Source organism: Mucilaginibacter sediminis (assembly GCF_051903035.1).
Classification (GTDB): domain Bacteria; phylum Bacteroidota; class Bacteroidia; order Sphingobacteriales; family Sphingobacteriaceae; genus Mucilaginibacter.
On record NZ_CP170602.1, the window covers coordinates 4,235,911 to 4,262,405 of the forward strand.

Genomic DNA, 26,495 nt, shown 5'->3' on the forward strand with positions numbered 1-26,495 from the left:
GTTAAAACATTTGCTTTACTAATGCATTTACTCCCTTGATGAATACTTTTTCGGACCGGATACGATCCATCGATGCTTTTCGTGCCTTTACGATGCTGCTCATGATTTTTGTGAATGATCTTGACGGTATTCCGGGTACGCCCCAATGGCTCAAGCACGTTGCCGAAAACGCTGATGGACTGGGTTTGGCAGATACTATTTTCCCGGCTTTTTTATTTATCGTTGGCTTATCTATCCCCTTCGCATTTCAAAACAGGTTAAAAAGCGGTAATTATAAATTATTGTCGCGCATAGCCAGCAGGTCGCTGGCACTGGTGTTCATTGGTTTTTTTCACGCCAATATGGAAACCTATAATGAGGCTGCCACCGCCCTTCCCAAGCCCGTATGGGAAAGCCTGGTTACCTTCAGCTTTTTTTTTATATTTTTAGATTACAGCAAAGAAACCAGCAACCTGAAACGTTACCTGCTGCAGGGTTTTGGAGTAGCGTTGCTGATAGCCATGTCGGCCCTGTACCGCACCAGCGATCCGGGACATACCTGGCTGCATTTTAGCTGGTGGGGCATTTTGGGGCTGATAGGCTGGAGCTACCTGGTATGCGCGCTTATTTACTATTACTCGGGCGGGCATTTATGGATACAGGCCACGGCCTGGATATTTTTCATGATGTTTAACCTGGATGTTCATTTTGGTTTCTTTAATTTTTTAGAACCGGTACAGCAATACGTTTGGATAGCGGGCAATGGCGCCATGCAGGCTTTTACCATGGCAGGGGTGTTTGTATCGGTGCTGTACATGCGCCTTAAGGCCAATAACGAGCTTAAAATGTTATGGGCGGCACTTATACTCATTGCCATCATACTGTTTAACCTGGGCTTTATTGTGCGCTACTTTAGCGGCGGTATTAATAAAACAAGAGATACCCCTTCATGGGTTTTAATATGTACCGGCATCAGCCTGATAGCTTATGCCATATTTATTTTTGTGGTTGATTTTAAGCACAAATACAAATGGTTTAAAATTATTGAGCCGGCAGGCACCAATACATTCACCTGCTATATTGTTCCTTTTATATTTTATCCCTTGTATGAAATGAGCAACATTGGCTACCCCGAATACCTTAGCCAGGGCACCGGCGGACTGATCAAATGCATTGTTTTTGCTTTTGTAATGGTGTGGCTTACCGGGCTGCTGGATAAAATAAATGTGAGGCTGAAGATTTAGTGTTAAGTCAATAGTACTAAGTCGTAAGTCTAAAGTCGATTTTTTTTGACTTAGAGCTTAAGACTTTGGGCTAAATACAATCCGTCAATTTATCGTTAAATGAAGACTATCTTGCTTTGCCCGCTCATCAGCATTAATTTTAATTCCTTCGCCTTTTCAAAAAATAATTGCACATTTGCAGCAATTCCTTAATTGTTAACCCATAATAATCAGGAATCATGACGCAGAGTATCTTATCCATATCCCATTAGTGCACTACCTGAAACAGGTGGACAGCAACCCTTTTTTACCGAAATAGCATTTTGTAATTGTCGTTTTTTTTAACGCCTTAAGGTTTTGCATGTCGCCGGATTTTTAAGTTTCGTGGTTTGCTGCAATTTCAAAATGGGTATATCCGCCACGGCGGATGAACTTTTGAAAATCATAAACAGATTGGCAAAAAAATAAACGAACAAGTCCGATGGACATGCATGATTGGCCGTACATTAAAAAGTCGGCCCGGAGAAAGAAACGGCTCGTAAAAAAAGATTTCGATAAACAATTGATCAGGTTGGATAAACAGCTTGACATATTGTGGGCAACAAAGTATAAGTTGCCTATGGTGCCATTGGAAATCCCTTACCAAAGTGGCTGGAAACGGCTGTTTGTTTTGCGTGGCGATATCTTACGCAGTACTAAGGGAGAATTTTATCAAAACCTGCTCAAAAAGATCAATACTGTTCAATATCATCATGACCGCGCTTTTAAAAAGAGGAAAAGAAAGCGGGGGAAATATGTGTATTCTGAAAAGCGGCAGCTTTTGCGGGTAATTGACGAATACGACTGGCTGCGCAACACCCTTAAGCTAACGGATAGGGAAAAAATTCTTTTTAGTCCTAAAGAAGTATGGTCGGTCAGGAAAAAAGCGATGATAACCGAGTATCACTGTATGGAAACCTGGCGATTTGTATTGGTTGTAAAACCCCATATAATATATGAGAAAAAACAGCACGATGAATTGCTGGAAAGGCAGATCAAGCAAATCAAAAACAGGATTGACCGCGAAAACCTGCAACCACGGATGTCGAAGCTGGTTGGCGGTAGCCGGCACAAATATTGGAAGTGGCGCGAGGAACAAAAAAAATACAAGAACGAATTAAAAAACAAACCCGTGTATTCGTTACAAGAGGACTATACGGGCTATTAAACAGCACCCTTATGGGCAATTTAAAAACAAAAGAATTAGATAAAATAGGCTTCACAGGCGATGCATTAAAAAGCCTCGCCATCAATACAGTAGCCCGGTACTACAAGCACAGCAACAAAGCCGATGTATTGGCATTATTAACCGCTGTGCGGGATAACCCGGCTGCCTATACCGGCGATGACCGGTTGCAAAAAATAGCTGAAGCATTTATTCAGGGTGAGGCAGAACCGGCATCAAAAACATTTAAGCTGATGGACGAGCCCGCCCCTATTAAAATTTATGGGACCGATGAAATTGAAGAGATAGCCAAAAAACAAATGGCCCTGGCGCTGTCATTACCCATCAGTATCCGTGGCGCCTTAATGCCCGATGCGCACAGTGGTTATGGCTTGCCTATCGGGGGCGTACTGGCCACCCGCAACGCGGTGATCCCCTATGGAATAGGGATGGATATTGGCTGCCGCATGGCCTTAACTATTATTGATGCCGATGAAAAATTCATCAAACGGTATGATCATCAAATTAAAAAGGCGATAGGCAAATGGACACATTTTGGCATGGAAGGCAGCCTGCCTGTACCCCAGGAGCATGAAGTATTGGATAGCCCGATATTTAATGAAACGCCGCTGCTTAAAAAACTGCGCGGCAAGGCCGTGCAACAATTAGGTACATCGGGCAGCGGTAACCATTTTGTAGAGTTTGGTGCGATAGAACTGGCCGAGAATAACGCGATGGGCTTACCGGCTAAAACCTATATGGCTTTGCTTACTCATTCGGGCAGCCGTGGGCTGGGGGCAAATATTGCCCGCCATTATACACAGGCGGCCATGAATACCTGCAAGCTCCCGCGCGAAGCGCAGCCCCTGGCCTGGCTTGATCTGGATACCGAAGCCGGGCAGGAGTACTGGTTAAGCATGACCCTGGCCGGCAATTATGCCAAAGCCTGTCACGACCGGATACATAGCAACCTGTTAAAAGCCCTTGGATTAAAAGCCCTTTGTAAGATAGAAAACCATCACAATTTTGCCTGGAAAGACAAACTTACAGATGGCACCGAAGCCATCATTCACCGTAAAGGGGCAACGCCTGCTCATGTGGGCGAGTTGGGTATCATCCCCGGCAGTATGGCTACTCCTGCCTATTTGGTAATGGGTAAGGGCAATGCCGATGCCTTATACTCGGCATCGCATGGTGCCGGCCGGGCTATGAGCAGGCATGATGCCAGGAGGAGCACCACCAAATCGGCCATGAAAAAAATGCTGGCCGGGGCTGATGTAACGTTGATTGACGGCAGTATCGAGGAGAACCCAGCAGCCTATAAGGATATTGAATTGGTAATGCAGGCGCAAACCGACCTGGTGGCCATACAGGGCAAATTTTGGCCGCGCATTGTACGCATGAATAAAGAATAATAAAATGAAAAAATTAATCATACAAATAACAGCAGGCAAAGGCCCGTTGGAATGCTGCCTGGTGGTAGCCAAAGTACAGGATTTGATGTTGAAACAAGCCTCCGGCGCCGGGCTGGACTTATCGGTGATAGAAAACAAAAAGGCGGAATTAAATAACACGTTATTATCCTCAACACTGCTGTTACGGGGAGATAATACTGATGAATTTATAAACGAGTGGAATGGCATTGTACAGTGGATAGCGCAAAGCCCGTACCGCAAATTCCACAAACGCAAAAACTGGTTTGTTGGGGTGGGCATTTTTAGTGTTGATGAGCGGGTAAAGTTTAATCCTAACGATATAAAGTTTGAAACCCTGCGTGCATCGGGCCCCGGAGGGCAAAATGTAAACAAGGTAGAAACAGCGGTACGAGGGACGCATGTACCCACAGGGCTGCAAGTATTGGCTATGGATAGCCGTTCGCAATTACAAAATAAAAAACTTTGTGCCGAGCGACTGGAAGCTAAGCTTATGGCCATACAGGCCGAAAAGCAAATAGCCCAACTGGAAAGCCAATGGATGGCACACCACTCTTTGGAGCGCGGCAACCCGGTGAAAGTAATCAGGGCGGCATTGTAATTTTTGCAACCGGCAGTAAGGGGTTAAACGCCAAATAGCCTCGCACAGATTTACGAAGTTTCAAAAACTTCGTAAATCTACTTTTCGCGAATTACTTTCCTCCCATCAACCCAGCCATAAAATCCAGGGCTACTTTATCAGGTAGGGGCTTGGCCGCCGGCGTTTCGCCCAATATCATTATTTGATGATCGGTGGCATTATAGCTGGGCCATAGCGGCAAACCATCGCCATTTGGATTACCGGTTTTGGCAAAATTTGTCCAGTAGGTAGATATAGTTGTGGCCAATTGCTGGTCGATAGGCTCCCAGGGGCGGTTCAGGAATTTAAGGTTGTCATAGGCATAAGCCACCTCGCCGGTATGGAACGCGCCGTATTTTACAAAATCGGGCGTGGCAGGCAGGCGGCGGGTAAAGCGGTAAACATATACTTTAGCCTGCTTTTTATTGCTCTGCACATTTGCCCAGGTGTAGTTTTGAATACCGAAGATTTGATCGCGGCTGATATTTATTTGCGACCTCGCAGCTTCAGCGTCTGTCGCACCGGGGTAATGTTGTAAAAAAGCCGCCGCTTTATCGCCGTATTGTTCGGCTATCTGCTTTTTATATTCTTCGGCGGTTTTCAATTTGCCTACAAAGGCATCGTCTTCATTCCAGCCGGTAAGTAAGGCTACTGGGTTCTCTTTGTTCGCGGCAAAAGTCCCCGCAATGGTTTCAGGCAATACATAGCCATCAATAATGGGGCGTGCCTGCCATTTATTGAGCAAATCGGCGGCGGGAATATTCCGCATATCGGCAATTGTGTTTGCTTTTAATTGCTGTGCTAATTTTAATCCGCTTTGTTCGGCCTCCTGTAATGTTGGCGATCCAAAGGGGCCGCTAATAAACATGGCCCCACTTTCGGCGATAGCCTTTTGAAACAATCCCTTTGCTAAAGGAGAGGCTACCAAACAGTTCACACTCATAGCACCCGCCGACTGACCAGCTATGGTAACATTACCAGGATCGCCGCCAAAATTTTTGATGTTTTGCTTTACCCACTTCAGCGCCGCCAGCTGATCCATCAAACCATAATTACCAGAGGCATTGTGGCCCGATTCTTTACTCAGCTCCGGATGGGCGAAAAAACCAAAAATCCCGACCCTATAATTAATCACAACAAAAACAACCCCTTTTTTGGCTGTTGCTTCGCCATCGTAAATAGGGCAAGCCGCTCCACCCGATCCAAAACCACCTCCATAAATATATACCAGTACCGGCTTTTTATCGGCGGATGATTTGGCGTTGGTCCATACGTTCAGGTACAGGCAATCCTCGCCGATGGGCTGGTAAGGGATCAAAAACTCCCGGGTATAAACACCAAACTCATCAGGCCTGGGCTGCATAGGGCTGGCCGAAAATGTGGTGCATTGTTTAACCCCGCCCCATGGCGTTACGGGCTGAGGTTCTTTCCAACGAAAATTACCAACCGGCGGGGCGGCAAAAGGAATACCCTTGAATATGTGAACGGTGCCATCGCCGTTAGCATTGCCGGATACCATCCCGCTGTTGGTTTTTACCGTGTTAAGGCTACTGCTTTGTGCATAGCATATGGCACCACTTGTCAATATCAATAAAAACAATGCAAAGTAATTTTTCATATAGATTTTATTTATATTACGACTCTAACAATTAAATATCCGTCATTGCGAGGTACGAAGCAATCCCCTATATGCTAAGTCCCACATAGTTCGGGATTGCTTCGTACCTCGCAATGACGGATGGAAGATAGAACGCCCTATTTACGGCTTTACACTCACCTTATATTTTGCAGTCCGGGCATCGCTGATAACCCCTTTCCAGTTTAAACCGTAACCAAAATCATATACGTGGCCCTGGTCATCGGTATAGCACTTCATATCATGCGGTACATCTTCAAACTGCTGCTCTACGGTTTTCATATCTACAGGCATTTGCAGCGGCAATAATGCCGATGGTTCTGCTTTACCGGTCAGGATATCTAAAGTAGCCTGGCCCTGCACGCCAAAATCTACCACGATAGCATTGGCATTCTTTTCAAATTCAGAAAACACCATTGGGTTGGCCATATTTACCGATACAATAACGGGCTTGCCTTTCATTTTTGCATAGGTATCATTCACCATAGCCAGGTCGGTAACGTTAATGGCTGTTGCTGATTTATCCTTGTAGGTCCGGTTGGTAAATTTTTCTAACGGGTCGCCGCCGGCTATGCTTGTGGCGCGGGCATCAACCGCTTTGTATTCGCCGTACTGCAGGCTGATAGGCACATAACCCGTGCCGCCGTTTTTGGCATCCTGGCTATTGTAACCACCACCGCTATTAGGGCTGTTGATGAATACCAGGGCATAATCGGCCTCCTCGGGATTTTCGGTTACCTTGAAATATTTTTTCACAGTTTCCATATTAACCGGGTATTCTAATTTCTCAGGAGTCTCCATTCCCAGGAAATTGCGCCCGGCGGGGGTGAACTTTTTAGGCACGTAAACGGTTTTGCCGGTTTGTAATGGTAAAACGTTGCCTTTATTTTTAAGCATAACTATTGATTTAAGCTGAGCGGCGTAACCCGCATTCATAAATTCGGGATTGCCTACCACAGCTTTAGTAGCTTCGGGATCTAAATACGGGTTTTCAAACAAGCCTGTCCTGAATATATTGCGCAGCAAGCGTACAGCCGATTGTTCAAACCTTGCCCGCATAAATGCTTCTCCGTGGTCCTTCACGCCCATCTGGTAAGCTGCAATTACAGGTGCAACCTCGTTGTTACCGCCAAACTGGTCAACACCGGCCATCAATATTTTGTAATGGCGTTGCGCCACCGACAAGCCCTCTACTCCCCATGACTTTCCCGACAGGAAAACATCTACAGCGGTTTCGTCGCCGGTAACCAGCCAATCGGTACAAACCACCCCGTCAAATTTGTATTTTTTGCGCAGCAGGTCGTTAATGATATAAGAGTTATAATTGTTGGCAACGTTCTCTTTATTTTTGGTATCCTGGTTAAAAGATATGGTATAGTAGGGCATAACTGAGGCAGCCATACCTGTTTTTCCATTCAGCTTAAAAGCCCCTTCGGTAAAAGGGATTAAATGCTGCTTAAAATTATTACCGGGATAAACCGCGTATTTGCCATAGCCATAATGCGCATCGCGGCCACCTTCACCGGCGCCGCCACCCGGCCAGTGTTTTACCATGGCATTAACGCTGCCATAGCCCCAGCCGCCGTTAATTTCTTTATCGCCTGCGGATGTCTGAAAGCCATCGATGTAGCCCCGGGCCATATCGGCGGATAACTGCGGATCTTCACCAAACGTACCGCTTACCCTTGCCCAGCGTGGCTCGGTAGCAATATCAACCTGTGGCGATAGCGCGGTGGCAATGCCCAGTGCCCTGTATTCCAAAGCGGCTATATGCCCAAAGCTTTCAACCACTTTGGGGTCAAATGTAGCCGCAAAGCCCAACGAGCCCGGCCACATAGAAATGGCGCCGCCAGCCCCTGCATTATACTCGGCCGTGGCAACAGTGCCGTGGCGCGGATCGGAGCTGTTATTGTTGGGTATACCCAATCCTAAACCTTCTACAAACGCCTGTGCGTTATTATTCCATTTTGCTGCAATCTCGGGTGTTTGCACCGATGTAATGAGCACGTGGCGTACATTATCTTTTTCTAAAAACTGTTTCTGCTGATCGGACAGGTCATAGGGGTTGGCACCGCTCTCGGCAAATACTTTACCGCCATAAGTACCTTTAAATGGGCCAGCAGGTGCTGCCGGGATGGGCTGGTGCCTGCTATATAACATCAGCCCGGCAATTTGTTCTACACTCATTTGCGATGCCAGATCTTTGGCCCTCACATCAACAGGCAAGCGCCAATCTTCATATTTATCCAGCTTGCCGTTTTTGTTCAGGTCTTTAAAAGCCAGGTCATCAACCGTTAATATCTTTACGCCCGATGTGGTGGCATAACCCAGTTGCTGCCCGCCGCTATTGTTTACAAAAACAATATCACCCGATTTTTTCTCGGTCCATTTAGTTTGAGCCATAGCGGCGGTTGCAGGCAGCAGCCAGAGCAACGCGATAAATTTGAATTGATTTGCCATGAAGATTGTAATTGTTTGGTTTGTATTTATAATTGCCTTGTACCTGTAAAAGCCTTTGCAACCGTAGTCGCAAAGGCTTGATAGTTTAGTTTAGTTAATATATGTGTTTGTGTTTTCCTGATTCTTAATTCTTCCTTATTTCAGCTTCAACTCATTGATAGCGACCTCCGGGGTCAACGCTTTAACCACTTTTTCAACGGTAATATCCTTGGCCAGCTTAAACGAGGCTTTTTCTTCTATCTGTCTTGATGATGAACCAACCCTAACTTCATATTTACCGGCATCAGCTATCCAGGCTTCGCGGCTGGTGTAAAAAGATGCCAGGTCGGCTGCTTTAATGGTAAAGCTTAAGGTTTGCGATTCGCCGGCTGCCAGTAGTCGGGTTTTAGCAAATGCCTTTAATTCCTGCTCTGGTTTATCAATATCTTTTTTAGGTGCGCTCAGGTATAACTGCACTACTTCTTTACCTGCAATATCGCCTGTGTTTTTAACCGTTACAGTAGCCGTAATGCTGCGCATAAAGTTTGAGGAGCTCAGCTTCAGGTCACTAAATTTAAATTTGGTGTAAGATAAACCGTAACCAAACTCATAGGCCGGTTTTACTTTGGCGGCATCATAATAACGGTAGCCAACATAAATTCCTTCCTCATAAGTAACAGATTCAGGTTTAGCTGCGGGCGTACCCGGGAAATTATTTGCCGATGGCACATCTTTATAATCCATTGGGAAAGTGGTGGCCAACTTACCCGATGGATTAACCATGCCGCCTAAAACATCGGCAATGGCGTTACCTGCCTCAAGGCCTGGCTGCCATGCCAGCAAAATACCATCTACCTCATCGCGCCAGCTGGCAACATCAATAACACCGCCAATATTTAACACTACAACAACCTTTTTTCCCTTGGCATGGAAAGCATCGGCTACACCTCTAATCAGGCCTTTTTCGGCATCATTTAAATAGTAGTCGCCTTCCAGTTTCCTATCGGCCCCTTCGCCGGCATTTCTGCCGATGGTGATGAGTGCTTCGTCGGCACCGGCAGCTTCATCGGCCACCATGCCATTTACATCCATTTCGGGAATTGGAGCAGGATGATCAAAGAAATTTTTAGGTTTAGGCTGTTTTAGCTTCATATCGGCCAGGTAAGCAGCGTAGCTGCCTGATAGCTTTTCCTGCACTTTAAAACCGGCGTTTGTTAAACCCTGCGTCAACGATATGGTGTACGCCTTGTTAACATCGCCGCTACCTGTGCCGCCTGCAATAATATCATAGCTGGTATTGCCAAATACAGCTATCCTTTTTGCAGGATAAAATGGTAAAGCATGATCGCCGTTCTTAAGCAGTACCATGCCCTGGGCAGCTGCCTCGCGTGCTACTTTAGCATGAGCCGGCAGATCAGGCGCATCTGAATATTTGTATTTGGTGAAGGATGGCGACTTAACAATTACGCTCAGCATCCGTTCTACATTGGCATTCAGCTGTTTGATACTCAATGACCCATCCTTAACCGCAGCCACAATAGCGTCCGACTGGCTTGGGCTACCCGGCATAATGAGGTCGTTACCGGCTTTCATTTGCGCCACGGGATCTTTGCCGCCAAACCAATCTGTCATCACAAAGCCTTTCAGCCCCCACTCGTCTTTTAAAACAGTGGTTAACAGGTCGCGCCTTTCAGAAGTATAAGTTCCGTTCAATTTATTGTAGGATGACATTACCGTCCACGGTTGTGATTTTTTCACAGCGATGCCAAAGCCTTTTAAATAAATCTCGCGCATAGCCCTTTCGCTCACGATGGTATTGATAGAATTACGGTTGGTTTCCTGGTTATTGGCCGCATAATGTTTTATAGAGGTACCTACGCCGTTTGACTGAACGCCGTTTACAATGGCCGCAGTCATGTTACCGGCAACAAGCGGATCTTCGGAGTAATATTCAAAATTACGGCCACCAAGAGGATTGCGGTGGATGTTCATGCCTGGCGCCAATAAAATATCCACACCATATTCGCGCACTTCGTTACCAAAGGCTACGCCTACTTTATTTACCAATTGGGTATCCCAGCTGCTGGCCAATAAGGTTGCCACCGGGAAAGCAGTGGCGTAATACGTTTTTGATTTATCGCCATCGCGGATAGGTTCGATACGTAAACCTGCCGGGCCGTCAGAAACCGTCATGGATGGAATTCCCAAACGCGGAATAGCATGCGTGCGGCCGGCAGCTCCCGGAACTTTTTCGGGGATATTATAAGCGTCAGGATCTGATGGAGGCAGTTTAAACCCGCCAATATCTATTGCTTCGGGCTTTTTGCCCTTTACAGGAGGGGGCATACCTGGCATTTTAAAACCCATGCCTACAACCAGTTTTGATTTTTCTTCCAACGTCATCGCAGCTACTATCTGCTTTACATTGTTTGCCCGCAACTGCAGCGGTTGTTTTTTGGTCTGGGCCTGTACAGTTGAATTAAAACTGCCGGCTGCCCACATAATTACAATAGCAATACCAGATCTGGAGCTTATTTTCATGATTAAGGATTAAAAAAGAGTGCTTAATAATTGGTTACAACTGGTTTATTAACAGCAAACAATAGCATTGTGTCAATAATACACAATAGTATATATTATGTTTTGAAATAGCAAGGGATACGTAAAGATTTTTGCGTGGCAGGCCGTCAGCATAATTTAGTTGAGCTCACGGCTTCTAATAAAAAAACGGGCCCATAAGCAAAAAAGACGCCCGTTAGAGCGTCTTTTCATTAGTTGCTATTTGTTTTTTGAAATTTGGATCATCGAAAACCCAGGCTTTATTCTTTATTTTTTAGATTTTTACCGTCAAAAAAGAAGCTTATTTTTCAACGGGGTATCAAACATAAGTTTCTCCAGGTAAGTAGTGCGCAGGGCGTCTTTGAGGGCCTGTGCATGTCTTTCATGGTGCATGTCGCTTGATATAAAATCTATCATCTCATTGTCAACCAACAATTCTGCCTGTTTTTTTACTTCGCGACCGTAATAACCTGTTAACGATATTGTGTTTAGTTGCATACTGCAGCCCCAGCCCTTAATATTTTTGAATTGCTCCAGGTCCATATATGGATATCTTTCGGGATGGGCCAAAATGGGTTTATATCCTAAATCGTTCATTTTTTGTAAAACCGGTATAACATTGGGCGGTTTGTTGATAAATGAAAATTCAAACAGCACATAATTATCGCCCATGGTCATAAGCTTGCCTTCATTTACACGAGCCTCAAAGGTTTCATCAAAATAATGTTCGGCAGCAGTTTCAATCGGGATATCTATATTTTCTTTTACCAGTTCGGCTTTCAGTAATTCAAGCGATGCGGCGATGGTTTCGGGCGTGTTGCGATAAAAATCGATCATTACGTGTGGGGTAGCAATGATCTTTTTTATTCCCAGGTCCATCATTTTCCTAATCAGGATTATGGAATCCTCCGGTGTTTGTGCCCCATCATCAATCCCCGGCAAAACATGCGAGTGCATATCAACCATGATCGACTCATAGTTGAAAGTTATCTCCTTTTTTTCCTTTTTGCTTTTAAAAAAACCAAACATAGTTAACGGTTATTGTACTGCCCCTTGTAATATTGCTGGTAGCTACCCGAAGTTACATGGCTAAGCCACTCTTCATTTGCAAGGTACCAATCTACGGTTTTTTCCAACCCTTCTTCAAAAGTAATACTTGGTACCCAGCCAAGCTCGGTTTTTAGTTTGGTGGCATCTATAGCATAACGCAGGTCATGGCCTGCCCTATCAGTAACATAAGTGATCAGCTTTGCCGATTCACCTTCGGCACGGCCCAGTTTTTTATCCAAAATGGTACACAACAAATTAATCAGGTCGATGTTTTTCCATTCGTTATGGCCGCCAATGTTGTAGGTTTGGCCGGCTTTGGCATTGTGGAATATTACATCAATGGCCCGCGCATGGTCCTCTACCCATAGCCAGTCGCGAATATTTTCGCCTTTTCCGTATACAGGCACAGGCTTGCTTTGTTTAATATTGTTGATAGCAAGTGGTATCAGCTTCTCGGGAAAATGATATGACCCATAGTTGTTTGAGCAATTGGATATTACGGCATTTAGACCATAAGTATCCTGGTAAGCCCGCACAAAATGATCTGAGCTGGCTTTGGATGCCGAGTATGGCGAATGCGGATCATAAGCGGTTTCTTCGGTAAACATCCCGTCTTCGCCCAAAGTACCATACACCTCGTCGGTTGATACGTGGTAAAAACGGGTTTGATCATAACGGTTTTTCCAGCTTTCGCGCGCGGCATTCAATAAATTAACCGTACCTACCACGTTGGTCATCACAAATTCCAGCGGGTTGGTAATGGAGCGGTCAACGTGCGATTCGGCTGCAAGGTGAATTACAGCATCCGGTTTTTCGGTATCAAAAAGATTATTTATAAACGCAAGATCAACAATATCCCCTTTAACAAATCTGTAATTAGGTTCGTTTTCGATATCTCTTAAGTTTTCGAGGTTACCGGCGTAGGTTAGCTTATCTAAATTGATAATATTATAATTGGGGTACGTTTTCACAAAACGGCGCACCACGTGCGACCCTATAAAACCTGCACCACCCGTAATAATGATTTTTCGCATTTGCTGAATTTTAGTTTATAACGGATTTTGAGCTATATACTTCTCCCATTCCCACGCCGATGACATCATGGTTTCCAAGCCTAACTCCGTTTTCCAGCCCAGTTTATTGGTTGATTTGGTTACATCGCCCCAAACCTTTTCCACGTCACCGGCACGGCGCGGGCCAATCTGGTAATTTACTTTTACACCGGTAGCCTTTTCAAAAGCGTGAATTACTTCTAATACCGTACTGCCCTGTCCCGTTCCAAGGTTAAACACATCGTAGCCCTGGTAGTTTTCACTTTCGGCCAATTTTAACGCAGCAACGTGCGCTTTAGCCAAATCAACCACATGAATATAATCGCGCACGCAGCTGCCATCCGGGGTGTCATAATCATTGCCGAATACCGTTATTTTTTCGCGTTTGCCAATGGCGGTTTGGGTAATAAAAGGCACCAGGTTTTGCGGTATGCCAATTGGTAACTCGCCAATAAGCGCTGTTTCATGCGCGCCAACCGGGTTAAAATATCTTAATGATACTACTTTGTAACTACTGGTACCAGAAGCTATCATATCCTTCAAAATCTCCTCGGCAATTTGTTTGGTATTGCCATAAGGCGACTGAGCCGGCTGCACAGGGGCTTCTTCTGTTACCGGCAATTGCGCCGGCTGGCCATAAACGGTACAGCTTGACGAGAACACGAAATTTAGCGGCTTACCATAATAGGCGTCAAGTAAATTGATAAGCGAGTAAAAGTTATTGCGATAGTATTTCAATGGTTTCTCAACCGACTCCCCAACTGCCTTGAATGCAGCAAAGTGAATGATACCGGCAACGTTAGGCTCGGCAACAGCCAGCGCTTTTACGCCCGCTTCGTCGCACAGGTCGAGCTTATGAAAAACCGGTTTGTAGCCGATAATTTTGGCCAGCTGATCTAAAATTTTAGGATCTGAGTTTGATAGGTCGTCAACAATAATGGGTTCATAACCTGCATTTACCAGTTCGACAACGGTATGGGAGCCAATAAAACCGAGGCCACCGGTCACTAATATCTTCATTTTTAAGTAGGGTATATAGTAAGCCATAAAGGTAAGCAAATGGATGAATTTACATGCCTTCTTTTACTAAACAACCACCTTTTACTTTACTAAAAGGTGGTTGTTTGTGTATTGTTTATCGAAAGACCATTTTTTACTATTTATTATAGTAAGTAAAATCTTTATGATTTATTTCGGTTTCGGGCAGCGATTTAAAGTAATCCAACGTGATCTTTAAACCTTCGCTCCGGGATACTTTTGGCTCCCAGCCTAAAATGGCCCTGGCCTTGGTAATATCAGGGCGGCGCTGTTTAGGATCATCCGTAGGCAATGGCAGACTGATCAACTGCTGATCGGTACCAGTTAACTTGATAATCTCCTCGCCAAATTGTTTTATAGTGATCTCGTCGGGGTTACCAATGTTCATCGGCTGCGCGTAATCGCTGTGCAACAGGCGGTAGATACCCTCAACCAGGTCATCAACATAGCAAAATGAGCGGGTTTGTGAGCCGTCGCCAAACATGGTTAACGATTCGCCCCGTAATGCCTGGCCTATGAAGGCTGGCAATACCCGGCCATCGTTCAGCCTCATCCTTGGCCCATAGGTATTAAAAATACGCACGATACGGGTTTCCAAACCGTGGAAGGTATGGTAAGCCATGGTAATAGCTTCCTGGAAACGTTTGGCTTCGTCATAAACACCCCTTGGGCCAACCGGGTTTACATTGCCCCAGTATTCTTCGGGCTGCGGGTTCACGTTCGGGTCGCCATAAACCTCAGAGGTAGATGCAATGAGCATCCTGGCGCCTTTTGACCTTGCCAAACCCAGCAGGTTATGAGTCCCTAATGAGCCAACCTTTAAGGTTTGGATAGGGATCTTGAGGTAGTCTATCGGGCTTGCCGGCGAGGCAAAGTGCAGGATATAATGCAGCTGGCCCGGAACAAATACAAACTTGGAAACATCATGATTGTAAAACTCAAAATTTTCAAGTTTGAACAGGTGCTGGATATTGCGCAAGTCGCCCGTGATCAGGTTATCCATGCCTATTACATGATAACCTTCTTTAATAAACCTGTCGCAAAGGTGCGAGCCTAAAAAGCCCGCTGCCCCGGTAATTAATATTCTTTTACGTTCTGTCATTAACTAACTACTTTACGTCCGATGCTGCTGTAATAAAAACCATAATCTTTCATCCTGTCCAGATCGTAAAGATTACGTCCGTCAAATATAACAGGTGCTTTTAACTTTTCTTTCATAAAATCAAAATCCGGGGTACGAAAAACCGGCCATTCGGTAACAATCAGCAGCGCATCTGCATTTTCAAGGGCCGAATACCTATCTTTTGAATATTCAATTTTATCGCCAAGCAATTTTTTAACGTTTGGCATGCCTTCCGGGTCATAGGCGGTTACAGTTGCTCCTGCAGCAATAAGGTCCTCAATGATATATAAAGCCGGCGCTTCGCGGATATCATCGGTCTCGGGTTTAAAAGCCAACCCCCAAAGGGCAAAGTGTTTGCCTTTAAGGCCATCGGCGCCATAATACTCGCGCAGCTTAACTACCAGGCGTCTTTTTTGTGTTTCGTTAACTTCCATTACCGAGTTAAGGATCTTGAACTCATATTTATTTTCCTCGGCTGCTTTTGAAAGGGCCTGCACATCCTTAGGGAAACAGCTGCCACCATACCCAACACCAGGGAACAGGAAGCGCTTGCCTATACGGGCATCGGCGCCTACGCCTTTACGTACCATATCCACATCGGCGCCTACCAGCTCGCACATGTTGGCAATCTCGTTCATGAACGTTATTTTGGTGGCCAGGAATGAATTGGCAGCGTACTTTGTAAGTTCAGACGAGCGTTCATCCATATAAAGGATAGGGTTACCCTGGCGTACATACGGGGCATATAAATCGCCCATAATCTGGCGGGCCTTTTCGTCCATGGTACCAATAACTACCCTATCCGGTTTCATAAAATCTTCAACGGCTACACCCTCGCGTAAAAACTCGGGGTTTGATACCACCGCGAAAGGCACATTGGTATTGGCTTTTAGCACCGCGGTTACTTTATCAGCGGTACCTACGGGTACGGTTGATTTAGTTACAATAACCTTGTACTCGGTAATAAGCTTTGCAATATCCTTTGCAGCACCAAGCACGTAGCTCAGGTCGGCAGAGCCATCGGCACCCGGAGGCGTAGGCAAGGCCAAAAATATAACCTTTGCCGGCTCAATAGCTTCGGCAAGATTGGTAGTAAACGTTAACCTTTCCTGTTTAATGTTCCTGGTAAACAGCAAATCGAGACCTGGCTCATAAATCGGCATTTCGCCGGCACGCATCTTGTTTACTTTTTCTTCTACAATGTCAACACATATAACTTCGTTTCCGGTTTCGGCCAGGCAGGTTCCGGTTACCAATCCAACATAGCCAGTACCGATTACAGCAATTTTCATAGTTTATTTGTTTTTTTAAGTGTTTAGTATTTTGTTCCCGCGATAATGCAAAACACAGGTTTCATCCGCGCCGGGCGATTAATTATTACAGTATTGGTTTTTGTTACTAATTTTAAGCCTTGCTAATATACGATTCATACGCTAAAATGATATTATTATATACTATTGGGTTACGGTTCTATTTTATAGCCATTTACATAGCTTCACTATTTAATCAAAAAGCAAGCCAATGGATAAATGGCCGGAAAAAACAAAAACTTATACGGATTGACAGCAGTATTTGGTTTCATTTTGCATCGTTAGGCGAATTTGAGCAGGGCAGGCCTATATTAGAAGCGATAAAGGCCACCTATCCGGGCAAAAAGATAGTGATTTCTTTTTTTTCGCCATCGGGCTACGAGATCAGGAAAAACACCCCCCTTGCCGATTTTGTGTACTATTTACCATTGGATACTGCAAAAAATGCCAAACAATTTATTGATGCCATACAGCCCGAAATGGCCGTTTTTACCAAGTACGAGTATTGGTACCATTTTTTTAAGGAAACGCATAAAAGACAAGTCCCCTTGTACATTGTATCGGGAATATTCAGGCCTAAACAGGTGTTCTTCAAATGGTACGGCGGCCTGCACCGCAAAATATTAAGCTTTGTAAGCCACTTTTTTTTGCAGGATGAGGCATCGAAACAGCTATTGCAATCCATTGGTATAACTAACGCCACCGTTAGCGGCGATACCCGCTTTGACAGGGTATGGGCCAATGCCCAACATCCTAAAGAAATTCCCGATGTTGCCGAATTTATAAACGGCCAAAAAGTTTTTATTGCCGGCAGCACCTGGCCGCAGGACGAAGCCTTGCTTGCCGCCCTTCCCGAGCTATACCCCGACTGGAAATTTATTTTTGCCCCCCATGAAATTGATGAGGAAAAGGTAAAGGACCTGGTTAATTTGTTACCAGCACAATCGGCAATCAGGTACTCGGAGTTAATTCAAAATTCAAAACTGCGAAGCACTCTTGAACACCACGAAGAAACAACAACTGGTGAAAAATTCAAAATTCAAAATAAGGAGCTTACCACTCAGCATTCGCCGCTCACAACTCACAACTCAACCACCACCCTGGTTATTGATAATATCGGCATGCTTTCGTCCCTGTACGCATATGGCAGCATCGCTTATATAGGCGGTGGTTTTGGCGTAGGGATACATAACACGCTGGAAGCAGCAGCGTTTGGCTTGCCTGTCATCTTCGGCCCCAATTATCAAAAATTTAATGAAGCAAAGGAACTTATCGCTTTAAAGGCCGGGTTTAGCATCAGTGATGTTAACCAGCTTAAAGGCATTGTTGATACACTGGTTAATGATGACGCTTTTTACAATATTACAAGCAAAAAAGCAGGCAATTATGTAAGAGAGCATACCGGCGCAACCCAGATAATATTGGACCATATTGTAACGCTGCCATCCACCTGATAACATAGGCCATTTAATCGACGGCATCGAATAAAAAAAGAGACCTGACTTTAAAAAAGTTAGGTCTCTTTTTTTATTCCGGGCGCTCAGGAAACTACTTTGCCTTTTTAGCCAGGTCTGCCAACGGCATGGTTGTCATGCGGCCAATTACTTTTTTACCACGATACGTTATCACCCTCAATTGCGTGGCATCTTTAGGCGCATCAATAGGGGCCGTGTACTTAGGATAAAAATTATCGGGGAACGAGTTATCAAAACTATAATAGATATCCAACCCGGGTGCCTCGCTGGTAAGGGTTATTTTAAGTGTATTATCCGGATTTTTAGTAGCGCTGAATGAAGGATCATACACACTTGGCGCATATTTGGTTTCGGCCTCGTCAAAGCGTTCAAAATGTTTTTCAACTTTGCCAAAAAAGTAAGGCCAGCTTTTTTTCTCCTTAGGCGACCATACCAATTCGGCAATGGCCATACCACGCGGCCAGGTCATATATTCGGCCTGGCGTATGTTGTATACCTGCTCTGTCCACAGATTGGCCTGTGCACCTTTTATCAGTTTGGCATCTACGCTATCCGGCACCGGCTCATATTCATAAGTTTTGTTCAGGCGTAGTTTGGCATAAACTTTGGTTTCGTTTACATCGCTTTGCATATAATCCAGGTAGGCAAATGTTGTTGGGCTCATCACTACATCGTGACCCATTTTGGCTGCTTCAATACCGCCCTTAACGCCACGCCAGCTCATTACAGCTGCATTAGGCCCAAGGCCGCCCTCCAATATCTCGTCCCATCCCATAAATTTTTTCCCTTTTGATTCTACTATTTTTTCAAGCCGTTTTTCAAAATAGCTTTGTACCTCCTGCTGGGTTTTCAGGTTTTCTTTCACCATCAGCGCCTTAATAGCCTCGCTTTGCTCCCAAAAGTTTTTAGCGCATTCGTCGCCACCTACATGGATATAACCAAAGGGAAAAAGCTGGGCAATTTCGGTCATCACCTTATCCAAAAAAACGTATACGTTTTCATTGGCCGGGCAAAGGGTATTGTCTACAATGGCGGTATTATGCGGCCCGTTCCAGTTCATAAACGGCTCGCCGGAGTTTACCACATATTTATCGGCGCCAGGTGTACATGACAGTTCAGGATAAGCTACAACCGCGGCAAGGCTATGGCCGGGCACATCAACCTCGGGCAAAATATTAACAAAGCGGTCTTTGGCGTACTGTACAAGTTCCTTTATATCTTCCTGGGTATAAAAGCCGCCATAGGTGCGAGGCTCATCAGCAGCCGGCGGGGTAAACGTGCCAAACTGCCCAACTTTTTTTACATTATAAGCGCCCACAGTAGTTAGTTTTGGCAGGCTTTTAATTTCTACACGCCAGCCTTCATCGTCGGTTAAGTGCAGGTGCAGCAGGTTAAGCTTGTATTTTACCATGTTATCAATATACTGCTCCACCTCGGCTTTGGTAAAAAAGTGGCGGGCAACATCAAACATCAGGCCCCGCCATTCAAACCTTGGGTAATCGGTTATTTCAACCGCGGGGGCTGTCCATTTAATACCTTTCACAAATTCTTTACTTTCTATTTCCTTTGGCAGTAACTGCATAAAAGTTTGCACGCCATAAAATAAACCGGCGGGCGCATTTGCTTTTATCACTACTTTTTTTGCCGTCACCGATAGGTTATAACCTTCGGCACCAATCAGCGGATCATTTTTTTTATTGATAACAAACTTTATGGATGCCGTTGGTGCAATATTTTTTACCGCAATAGCAGTGCCAGCAGCAGTGCCAAGCTTCTTTTTCAGGTACGCTATAACAGGAGCAAGTTGGGCCTGGTTTCCGGTTTCCAACACAACAATCTTAGGCAACACAAATTTGCCCGTTTTTTGAGTAACCTTAACAGGTTCGGGGATGATAGACAAGGCATTATTAGGTGCCTGGCCAAACGATAAAAAATGCAGCCCACAGCAACCGAGTAACAGGAATAATTTTTTCATAAAGAAAGTTTGGTTTTGAAAGCGTTTATAATTGAAAACGTTACGCAAATTATACTTTTTAAATAATATTAAAAAGTATTCCAGGTAAAAATTGTGTTTCACACCATTATACCGCTAACATCAAAAAAATGGTGGACTGTATAGCCCTGAACGTTTAACTTATCGGCAATAAAAATTAAAAATGTACGCCATAGCGCGGTAGTTTTATGCCAATGCTACAAGTGCGTTAATGCGGCAATTATATGCCCAATTTAAATCATAAAAAAACTATTTTATAACTAATTAAAAAAACCGCCGGGACAAATTCAATTGCGTTTTATATTAATATTAAGGGGCTGTTAATCTTTAGTTTGCCCGGTGTTTTTTATTTTTATTATGTACCTTAACGAGGTAAATTAACCTTACGCGCAGCATTATAAAATCACTAAAACAAATTAATCAACCCAAACAATCCTTATTATGCAAAATGTTTCTTTTTACTCTACAGCCATTATTGCATGGCTAACCACCTTTGGCGTTAATTTATTAAGCGCCGCGCTTGTATTGGCTATTGGCCTTTATATTATCAAATGGATAGGCCGGTTACTTACCGCATCGATGGCCAAAGGAAAAATTGATGTATCGCTTCAAACATTTTTGGGTAGTGTAATGACGGCCGGTCTAAGGGTTTTGCTCCTGATAACCGTTGCCGGTATGCTGGGCATTCAAACTACATCATTTGTAGCCATTATTGGCGCCCTGGGCCTGGCAGTAGGCCTGGCGTTACAAGGCTCACTGGCCAACTTTGCCGGCGGTGTGCTTATCCTGATTTTTAAACCATTTAAGGTAGGCGACATTATTGATTCGCAGGGCCAAAACGGCGCAGTTATCGAAATCCAGATTTTTAATACCATATTGCTTACGCCCGATAACAAAACCGTTATACTGGCAAACGGGGCCGTATCAAACAATACCATTGTTAATTATAGCAGGCATGGCAGCATCCGGGTAGATATATCATTGGAAATTGATCCACAAAATGATATGGACGCCGTACGTAAAATTGCCATAGACGCGTGCCTTAGCCATCCGCTTGTTTTAGCCGCCCCTTCTCCGGTTGTAAACCTGTCTAAAATAAACGAAGGCAAAATTGGACTTGGCGTTTGCCCCTTTACCAAGGCACAGGATTACTGGACAGTGCTTTTTGGCGCCCAGGAGCTTATTAAAAAGGCTTTTGATGAACATAAAATAGGCATACACTCTCCACATTTGTTTATTACCCAGGTGGCTGGCGCTACAACAAAAGCCTGATTTTAATTAAACTTTAAAACGACTATATACATAACAAAGCCCGGCAAAAAACTGCCGGGCTTTTGATTTGATATGGTATAGGTGTTGATTTTTAATTATTATTCTACATTGTTGTCTTCTTGTGCTGCAAGTTCCGTTTTGCTTAGCAGCCTGGCGCTTTCTGCCAGTTTAATAAATTCGGCGCGATACCCCTCGGTGTCCTCGCCTTTGGCGGAACGAGCCATTTTAATAGCCTGTTCATACCCGGAATTTTGTTTAAACTTCGAATCGCGCAGCAGCATGCCAATTTCGGCAACAGCGGCGGCAAATCTAAAATCGGTTGATGTTGATTTCAGGTTGATTGGCTCATCTTTAACCGTAACCTGGCTCAATTTGCTTTTTAATGATGCTGGTTCTTTGTACCTGAATTTGATGGTCATCATTTCATCGGAAGCATTTGAATAGGCAACCGGTTTAGGTTTCTGATATTTTAACGGATCGACGCTGGCCGAATAATCATCTTTTATGCCCGCGGGCACTATTTCATAAAAAGCGGTAACCGTGTGGCCCGAGCCCATATCACCGGCATCTTTTTTATCGTCATTAAAATCCTCTTTGGCCAGTACCCGGTTTTCGTAACCAACCAGGCGGTAGGCCTGTACCTTGGCGGGGTTAAACTCCACCTGTAATTTTACATCTTTGGCAATAGTAAATAAGGTACCGCCAAATTCGCTTACCAGGGTTTTACGGGCTTCGGTAATGTTATCAATATAGGCGTAGTTGCCATTGCCTTTGTCGGCCAGGGTTTCCATCTTGCTATCCTTGTAATTACCCATGCCGAAGCCCAAAACCGATAACGAGATACCGCTTTCCCGTTCGCGCTCAATCAGTTTTTGCATATCATCATCGCTTGATGCGCCTACGTTAAAATCGCCATCGGTAGCTAAAATCACCCGGTTATTGCCGTTTTTCATGAAGTTTTGTTTGGCAATCTGGTAAGCCAGCTTAATGCCTTGTCCGCCGGCCGTTGATCCGCCCGCGCTTAAATTATCAATGGCATTGTTAATGGTTTCCTTTTTATCGCCGGCAGTTGCAGGCAGTACTACACCCGCCGCACCCGCGTAAACAACCAGGGAAACTTTATCCTGTGGCCGCAATTGGTTAACCAGCATTTTTAATGACGATTGTACCAAGGGTAATTTATTAGCCTCGTTCATTGATCCCGATACATCTATTAAAAACACCAGGTTTGATGCCGGCAGTTTTTCGGTGGCTATTGTTCTTGCTTTAAGGCCTATGCGCAGCAGGCGGTGTTTGCTGTTCCATGGGGCTGCAGATAATTCGGAATGGATGGCCACCGGGCCACCATCTGTTGGCCCGGGCAGGTTATAGCTAAAATAGTTTATCATTTCTTCAATCCTCACCGCATCTGCCGGTGGTAACTGGCCGTTATTGATAAAGCGCCTTACGTTGCTGTACGATGCCGCATCCACATCAACAGAGAATGTAGAGAGGGGCTCGGCCGATACCGCTTTAAAACCATTTTCTTCGATGCCTTTGTAGCTTTCATCGGTAATCACAGAAGGCTGGTAGCTTTTCAAAACACCAGCATTTGTCGAGTAATCATACATAGCTAATGCATTTCCTAGTGTTACATGGCCTGAGGCTTTGCCCCTTAAGCCCTTTGAATTGTATGATTTTGCAGATATAGTGCTCACACTTCCTGTAAGTACCTTCCGTTTTTGTACTCCATAACCCGTTACCACAACCTCGCTTAACCGGTTTGAAGTTGCATGAAGGTAAACTTTCAACGTGTTGCCTTTACCTGCTTTTATATCCTGCGTGGTATACCCAATAAAGCTGAAGATAAGTACGGCATTGTCATCCGGCACAATAATGGAATAGTTGCCTTTGGCGTCGGTTTGTGTTCCATAACCGGTGCCCTTAAGCACAACCGATACCCCGGGTATAGCCGAACTATCTGCACTATCATATACGGTTCCGCTAATGCGGTGACTGCTGTTCGGCTTAAACCCAGTTAAACCGGTAAACAATAAAATAATTAAAACTAACTTTCTCATGCTTCGTTGCTTTTTTATGAAGATGCAGGCGGAGGATAATTTCCATAAACCGTTAAAAAAATTTATTTTGCACCTTTTTAATGACCAATTTTATTAAACCAGGCAAAACAGGCACATCAACGGATGACGAACTGCTTAACATTTACCGTAAAAACGGCGATGTTGCGGTTTTAGGACAACTATATGAACGATATATGGGCCTGGTTTACGGCGTATGTTTAAAATACCTGAAAGATGAAGATGGCGCTAAAGATGCTGTAATGGGTATTTTTGAGGAACTGGTAGAAAAGGTTAAAAAACACGACATCAGCATATTCAGGAACTGGCTTTATGTATTGGGGCGCAATTATTGCTTAATGCAGTTAAGAGCAGGCAAAAAGCTGGATGTAATTAATTTAGATGATGTTATGGAATTTACCCCATTACTGCATCATGATGATAATAACCGCGAAGAAGCCTACAAAGCTTTAGAAGTATGTATTGATAAGCTGGCCGGTGCCCAAAAACAAAGCATCGATTTATTTTATTTACAAGAAAAGTGCTATAAAGAAATTGCCGAAGTAACAGGTTTTAGCCTGAACGAGGTAAAAAGTTATATACAAAACGGCAAACGTAATCTTAAAATTTGCCTGGAGAAGAGCAGTGAACACTAAAAAGGCCGACATATTGCAAGTTAGAAAGTACCTGAACGGGAAACTTGATGCCAAAGCTATGCACCGGCTGGAGCACGATGCCCTTGACGACCCTTTTTTAAGGGACGCGCTGGAAGGTTTTGAATCGGCCCCCAAAGACCAGGCAGCCAATTTAGCCGATCTTACCGCAAGACTACAACAACGTACCGAACAAAAGAAGGGCCGGGTAATATCATGGCAGGTATGGTCAATAGCGGCATCGGTTCTTATTGTGCTTACCATTGGCGGCTTGTGGATAAAGAGGAACTCGCCGGAACAAGCAAAGCAACTGGCCGAGTTACAAAAAGATAAAACACAAGTTGTCAATAAAGATACCGTGGCAACGCCGCCGCCTCATTCCACGCAGGAAACCCTAATGGCAAATAATGCAGCAAAACAACCTGTTTTAACCAGTGCCGACAGGCCGACTGCTACCCGGAAATACGCTGCTGGTAAATCGGTTTATCAACAGGAGATATCCGCCGACGATAATAAAAGTGCCGCCCCCGCCGGGGATGTATTAAAAAAAGCCCCCCAGGTTGCCGAACCGGCCGCCGAGCCTAAGCAGGAAAACAGCTCCATAAGCGAAATGGTGGTGATGAACTACACCGACAGCAAAGCGAAAGCGGATAGCCTTGCGCTGCTTGCCAAAAAGGCCCGTGAAAAAGCATCCAACCCGATTGAATCTAAATTAACCGGGAAAGTTGCCGGCTTAGAGGTAGTTACATCTAAAGATGCCAAAACCCAGTTTGGGTATAGTACTATTAATGGCATTATTGTAGGCAAAGGCGATAATATGCCGGTTGTTGGAGCTGCCATACGTATTTCGGGCACCAACAAAAGCACAGTGACCGATGTAAACGGCTATTTTACAATGCCGGTTACCAAAAACAAAGAGACGCTTGATATCGCTTCCATAGGCTACCAGCCAAGGCAGGTGAGCGTAAAACGCGGCGACAGCCTTAAAGTAGTACTCAACCCGGATAATGACGCCATTGCCGAAGTAACTGTTGCCGGCAACGATAAAATATCAAAAACAGTTGCCGCACATCCGCAAGGCGAAATGGCAGGCTTAAAAAAATACCTGCAGGCAAATGCTACCGTGCCCGAAGGTGATGCTACCGGAACCGTATCGGTACTATTTACGGTGAACACCGATGGTACTTTAAGCGATTTCAAGATCAAAAAAAGCCTTTCGGCCGTTGCCGACCAAAAGGCTATCGACCTGATAAAAGCCGGCCCAACCTGGGTAGGCAACAGCAACGGCAAACCAGAGCAGGTTACCGTTAAGGTTAAATTCGCTACGAAATAGAATCAGGAGTCAAGAATCAAGACGAAAAAAATACCTATTTGATTTTATAGGTATCCGCTTAAAACATTCCTTAATATTTCTATCAGTTCGGGGTCGTTAAATTGATAGTTATCTTCAATATCAAGGACGGTTACCTGTTTATTGTTTAAATTGAAACGCTGGTTAAGCAACTGTTTATGCCTACGCTCCATCACAAATACAACATCGGCCCGGTCAATCATTTTTTGGGTTATGCGAATACGGGCCTTGTCGCTGGTACCGGCCGAGCAAGCAGTATGTTCGGGGTGATTTTTAAACAATAGCTCGGCTGTTGGACTGCGCCATTGGTTTTTACTGCAGATGAAAAGGAGGTTGGCCAATGGTAATTATTCTCCTTTAAATGCGGGCGAAATGCGATAAATGATGGCCAGCACGAAAACGGCTATCGATAGGTAAAAAATCCGGCTCCCCTGCTTGCGGTCGTTTTCATTGTATCCATAAACCTGTTCGCCATCCGGGAGTATCTTTTTGTATGTAGACAGGTGCCAGCCTATAAAAATCCCTAACACACCACCTGCCAATGCAAATATATAGCCCACAATTATCCACACGTTTTGTGGCGGGTCAGTTTCCCTTAGTTCTTCCATGCGTTCGGTTCTAAGGTCGGTGAGTATTTTTTCATTAATGGTAACACCGCGGTCAAGCAATATTTTACGGGCCAGCTGGTAATCAAAAGGGCTCCACTCATCGGCTTTTGCCAGCACGTCTGTCAGTTCAGCATCGGTAAAGCCAAATAAATAATGATCCTTATCTGCCTGGTTTACATTTTCCTGCTCTTTATCATTCAACAGCTGGTTTGCACGCTCAAAATCTTCGGGTTTTATTTTTACAGAGTATTCAACAGTTAAATCGCTGCTCCTGAAAGCCGGGTCAAATACCGCGCTGCTTTCCTTCACGTCGTATTCAATACCGCCTTCTTCAAGCACATCTACAAGAGCGCTGGCCAGGGCGGCATCGTTAAAATGCTTATACTGTATTAGTTCAGATTCCATAAAGTATGAGTGTTCA

The 26,495-nt window shown here is 44.6% G+C and carries 20 protein-coding genes; 8 read left to right on the forward strand and 12 right to left on the reverse strand.

Features of this window, described 5'->3' with window-relative positions; genetic code table 11:
- Nucleotides 1–38: 38 nt before the first annotated feature.
- The 4 genes from ACFGVS_RS17295 to prfH all read left to right on the forward strand — a co-directional run bounded on the left by ACFGVS_RS17295 (nucleotide 39) and on the right by prfH (nucleotide 4,440).
- Nucleotides 39–1,223 carry a DUF5009 domain-containing protein gene (locus ACFGVS_RS17295; RefSeq protein WP_439694887.1) on the forward strand — a complete coding sequence of 395 codons (1,185 nt, stop codon included), beginning with the start codon at nucleotides 39–41 and terminating at the stop codon, nucleotides 1,221–1,223.
- A gap of 460 nt (nucleotides 1,224–1,683) precedes the next feature.
- A complete protein-coding gene (locus tag ACFGVS_RS17300) occupies nucleotides 1,684–2,409 on the forward strand; it encodes a hypothetical protein (RefSeq protein ID WP_439694888.1) in 726 nt (241 codons plus the stop codon).
- Between the two features lie 11 nt (nucleotides 2,410–2,420).
- The gene (locus tag ACFGVS_RS17305) at nucleotides 2,421–3,821 is read left to right on the forward strand and encodes an RtcB family protein (protein ID WP_439694889.1); all 1,401 of its coding nucleotides are present in this window, start codon (nucleotides 2,421–2,423) and stop codon (nucleotides 3,819–3,821) included.
- A 4-nt stretch (nucleotides 3,822–3,825) separates the two neighbouring features.
- Nucleotides 3,826–4,440: a peptide chain release factor H gene (gene prfH / locus ACFGVS_RS17310; protein ID WP_439694890.1), complete on the forward strand. Its 615-nt coding sequence runs from the start codon at nucleotides 3,826–3,828 to the stop codon at nucleotides 4,438–4,440.
- A 91-nt stretch (nucleotides 4,441–4,531) separates the two neighbouring features.
- Here the strand turns inward: prfH and ACFGVS_RS17315 are convergent, their stop codons facing one another.
- The 8 genes from ACFGVS_RS17315 to ACFGVS_RS17350 form a co-directional block, all read right to left on the reverse strand.
- Nucleotides 4,532–6,076 carry a carboxylesterase/lipase family protein gene (locus tag ACFGVS_RS17315; RefSeq protein WP_439694891.1) on the reverse strand — a complete coding sequence of 515 codons (1,545 nt, stop codon included), beginning with the start codon at nucleotides 6,074–6,076 and terminating at the stop codon, nucleotides 4,532–4,534.
- Nucleotides 6,077–6,217: 141 nt separating this feature from the next.
- Nucleotides 6,218–8,554 (reverse strand): glycoside hydrolase family 3 protein, encoded by a 2,337-nt coding sequence (locus ACFGVS_RS17320; protein ID WP_439694892.1) that lies wholly within the window; start codon nucleotides 8,552–8,554, stop codon nucleotides 6,218–6,220.
- A 135-nt stretch (nucleotides 8,555–8,689) separates the two neighbouring features.
- A complete protein-coding gene (locus ACFGVS_RS17325; protein ID WP_439694893.1) occupies nucleotides 8,690–11,074 on the reverse strand; it encodes a beta-glucosidase in 2,385 nt (794 codons plus the stop codon).
- 306 nt (nucleotides 11,075–11,380) lie between these two features.
- Nucleotides 11,381–12,121 (reverse strand): tyrosine-protein phosphatase, encoded by a 741-nt coding sequence (locus ACFGVS_RS17330; protein WP_274210371.1) that lies wholly within the window; start codon nucleotides 12,119–12,121, stop codon nucleotides 11,381–11,383.
- Nucleotides 12,122–12,123: 2 nt separating this feature from the next.
- The gene (gene rfbB / locus ACFGVS_RS17335; protein ID WP_274210372.1) at nucleotides 12,124–13,176 is read right to left on the reverse strand and encodes a dTDP-glucose 4,6-dehydratase; all 1,053 of its coding nucleotides are present in this window, start codon (nucleotides 13,174–13,176) and stop codon (nucleotides 12,124–12,126) included.
- Between the two features lie 15 nt (nucleotides 13,177–13,191).
- Nucleotides 13,192–14,214 carry a UDP-glucose 4-epimerase GalE gene (galE, locus tag ACFGVS_RS17340; protein ID WP_439694894.1) on the reverse strand — a complete coding sequence of 341 codons (1,023 nt, stop codon included), beginning with the start codon at nucleotides 14,212–14,214 and terminating at the stop codon, nucleotides 13,192–13,194.
- A 136-nt stretch (nucleotides 14,215–14,350) separates the two neighbouring features.
- A complete protein-coding gene (locus ACFGVS_RS17345) occupies nucleotides 14,351–15,334 on the reverse strand; it encodes a UDP-glucuronic acid decarboxylase family protein (RefSeq protein ID WP_090640500.1) in 984 nt (327 codons plus the stop codon).
- Nucleotides 15,334–16,647 (reverse strand): UDP-glucose dehydrogenase family protein, encoded by a 1,314-nt coding sequence (locus tag ACFGVS_RS17350; RefSeq protein WP_090640497.1) that lies wholly within the window; start codon nucleotides 16,645–16,647, stop codon nucleotides 15,334–15,336. Before ACFGVS_RS17350 ends, ACFGVS_RS17345 begins: the two co-directional genes overlap by 1 nt.
- A gap of 146 nt (nucleotides 16,648–16,793) precedes the next feature.
- Here ACFGVS_RS17350 and ACFGVS_RS17355 point away from each other — a divergent pair, with 146 nt between their 5' ends.
- The gene (locus ACFGVS_RS17355; protein ID WP_439694895.1) at nucleotides 16,794–18,119 is read left to right on the forward strand and encodes a 3-deoxy-D-manno-octulosonic acid transferase; all 1,326 of its coding nucleotides are present in this window, start codon (nucleotides 16,794–16,796) and stop codon (nucleotides 18,117–18,119) included.
- A gap of 94 nt (nucleotides 18,120–18,213) precedes the next feature.
- On the opposite strand, the gene ACFGVS_RS17360 is transcribed toward ACFGVS_RS17355, so the two are convergent.
- The gene (locus tag ACFGVS_RS17360; RefSeq protein WP_439694896.1) at nucleotides 18,214–20,115 is read right to left on the reverse strand and encodes a beta-N-acetylhexosaminidase; all 1,902 of its coding nucleotides are present in this window, start codon (nucleotides 20,113–20,115) and stop codon (nucleotides 18,214–18,216) included.
- Between the two features lie 459 nt (nucleotides 20,116–20,574).
- Between ACFGVS_RS17360 and ACFGVS_RS17365 the strand changes: the two genes are divergently transcribed.
- The gene (locus ACFGVS_RS17365; protein ID WP_274210377.1) at nucleotides 20,575–21,405 is read left to right on the forward strand and encodes a mechanosensitive ion channel family protein; all 831 of its coding nucleotides are present in this window, start codon (nucleotides 20,575–20,577) and stop codon (nucleotides 21,403–21,405) included.
- Nucleotides 21,406–21,503: 98 nt separating this feature from the next.
- On the opposite strand, the gene ACFGVS_RS17370 is transcribed toward ACFGVS_RS17365, so the two are convergent.
- A complete protein-coding gene (locus tag ACFGVS_RS17370) occupies nucleotides 21,504–23,465 on the reverse strand; it encodes a YfbK domain-containing protein (RefSeq protein WP_439694897.1) in 1,962 nt (653 codons plus the stop codon).
- Nucleotides 23,466–23,545: 80 nt separating this feature from the next.
- On the opposite strand from ACFGVS_RS17370, the gene ACFGVS_RS17375 reads away from it, so the two are divergent.
- Both ACFGVS_RS17375 and ACFGVS_RS17380 read left to right on the forward strand, forming a co-directional pair.
- On the forward strand, nucleotides 23,546–24,118 hold the full coding sequence (locus ACFGVS_RS17375; RefSeq protein WP_439694898.1) for an RNA polymerase sigma factor: 573 nt from the start codon (nucleotides 23,546–23,548) through the stop codon (nucleotides 24,116–24,118).
- On the forward strand, nucleotides 24,108–25,448 hold the full coding sequence (locus ACFGVS_RS17380; protein WP_439694899.1) for a carboxypeptidase-like regulatory domain-containing protein: 1,341 nt from the start codon (nucleotides 24,108–24,110) through the stop codon (nucleotides 25,446–25,448). The genes ACFGVS_RS17375 and ACFGVS_RS17380 overlap by 11 nt, the downstream gene beginning before the upstream one ends.
- Before the next feature lie 44 nt (nucleotides 25,449–25,492).
- On the opposite strand, the gene ACFGVS_RS17385 is transcribed toward ACFGVS_RS17380, so the two are convergent.
- Both ACFGVS_RS17385 and ACFGVS_RS17390 read right to left on the reverse strand, forming a co-directional pair.
- Nucleotides 25,493–25,807, reverse strand: a complete 315-nt coding sequence (locus ACFGVS_RS17385) for a low molecular weight protein tyrosine phosphatase family protein (protein WP_090640472.1) — start codon at nucleotides 25,805–25,807, stop codon at nucleotides 25,493–25,495.
- 6 nt (nucleotides 25,808–25,813) lie between these two features.
- Nucleotides 25,814–26,479 carry a hypothetical protein gene (locus ACFGVS_RS17390; protein WP_439694900.1) on the reverse strand — a complete coding sequence of 222 codons (666 nt, stop codon included), beginning with the start codon at nucleotides 26,477–26,479 and terminating at the stop codon, nucleotides 25,814–25,816.
- Between the last annotated feature and the right edge of the window lie 16 nt (nucleotides 26,480–26,495).

Excerpts from the sequence above, each read along its gene's own strand:
- ACFGVS_RS17365 (WP_274210377.1), top strand. The coding sequence starts at position 20,575 with ATGCAAAATGTTTCTTTTTACTCTACAGCCATTATTGCATGGCTAACC.
- ACFGVS_RS17300 (WP_439694888.1), top strand. The coding sequence starts at position 1,684 with ATGGACATGCATGATTGGCCGTACATTAAAAAGTCGGCCCGGAGAAAG.
- ACFGVS_RS17345 (WP_090640500.1), bottom strand. The coding sequence starts at position 15,334 with ATGACAGAACGTAAAAGAATATTAATTACCGGGGCAGCGGGCTTTTTA.
- prfH (WP_439694890.1), top strand. The coding sequence starts at position 3,826 with ATGAAAAAATTAATCATACAAATAACAGCAGGCAAAGGCCCGTTGGAA.
- ACFGVS_RS17350 (WP_090640497.1), bottom strand. The coding sequence starts at position 16,647 with ATGAAAATTGCTGTAATCGGTACTGGCTATGTTGGATTGGTAACCGGA.
- ACFGVS_RS17325 (WP_439694893.1), bottom strand. The coding sequence starts at position 11,074 with ATGAAAATAAGCTCCAGATCTGGTATTGCTATTGTAATTATGTGGGCA.
- ACFGVS_RS17330 (WP_274210371.1), bottom strand. The coding sequence starts at position 12,121 with ATGTTTGGTTTTTTTAAAAGCAAAAAGGAAAAAAAGGAGATAACTTTC.
- ACFGVS_RS17320 (WP_439694892.1), bottom strand. The coding sequence starts at position 8,554 with ATGGCAAATCAATTCAAATTTATCGCGTTGCTCTGGCTGCTGCCTGCA.
- ACFGVS_RS17370 (WP_439694897.1), bottom strand. The coding sequence starts at position 23,465 with ATGAGAAAGTTAGTTTTAATTATTTTATTGTTTACCGGTTTAACTGGG.
- ACFGVS_RS17375 (WP_439694898.1), top strand. The coding sequence starts at position 23,546 with ATGACCAATTTTATTAAACCAGGCAAAACAGGCACATCAACGGATGAC.
- ACFGVS_RS17360 (WP_439694896.1), bottom strand. The coding sequence starts at position 20,115 with ATGAAAAAATTATTCCTGTTACTCGGTTGCTGTGGGCTGCATTTTTTA.
- rfbB (WP_274210372.1), bottom strand. The coding sequence starts at position 13,176 with ATGCGAAAAATCATTATTACGGGTGGTGCAGGTTTTATAGGGTCGCAC.
- ACFGVS_RS17315 (WP_439694891.1), bottom strand. The coding sequence starts at position 6,076 with ATGAAAAATTACTTTGCATTGTTTTTATTGATATTGACAAGTGGTGCC.
- ACFGVS_RS17295 (WP_439694887.1), top strand. The coding sequence starts at position 39 with ATGAATACTTTTTCGGACCGGATACGATCCATCGATGCTTTTCGTGCC.
- ACFGVS_RS17390 (WP_439694900.1), bottom strand. The coding sequence starts at position 26,479 with ATGGAATCTGAACTAATACAGTATAAGCATTTTAACGATGCCGCCCTG.
- galE (WP_439694894.1), bottom strand. The coding sequence starts at position 14,214 with ATGAAGATATTAGTGACCGGTGGCCTCGGTTTTATTGGCTCCCATACC.
- ACFGVS_RS17355 (WP_439694895.1), top strand. The coding sequence starts at position 16,794 with ATGATATTATTATATACTATTGGGTTACGGTTCTATTTTATAGCCATT.
- ACFGVS_RS17305 (WP_439694889.1), top strand. The coding sequence starts at position 2,421 with ATGGGCAATTTAAAAACAAAAGAATTAGATAAAATAGGCTTCACAGGC.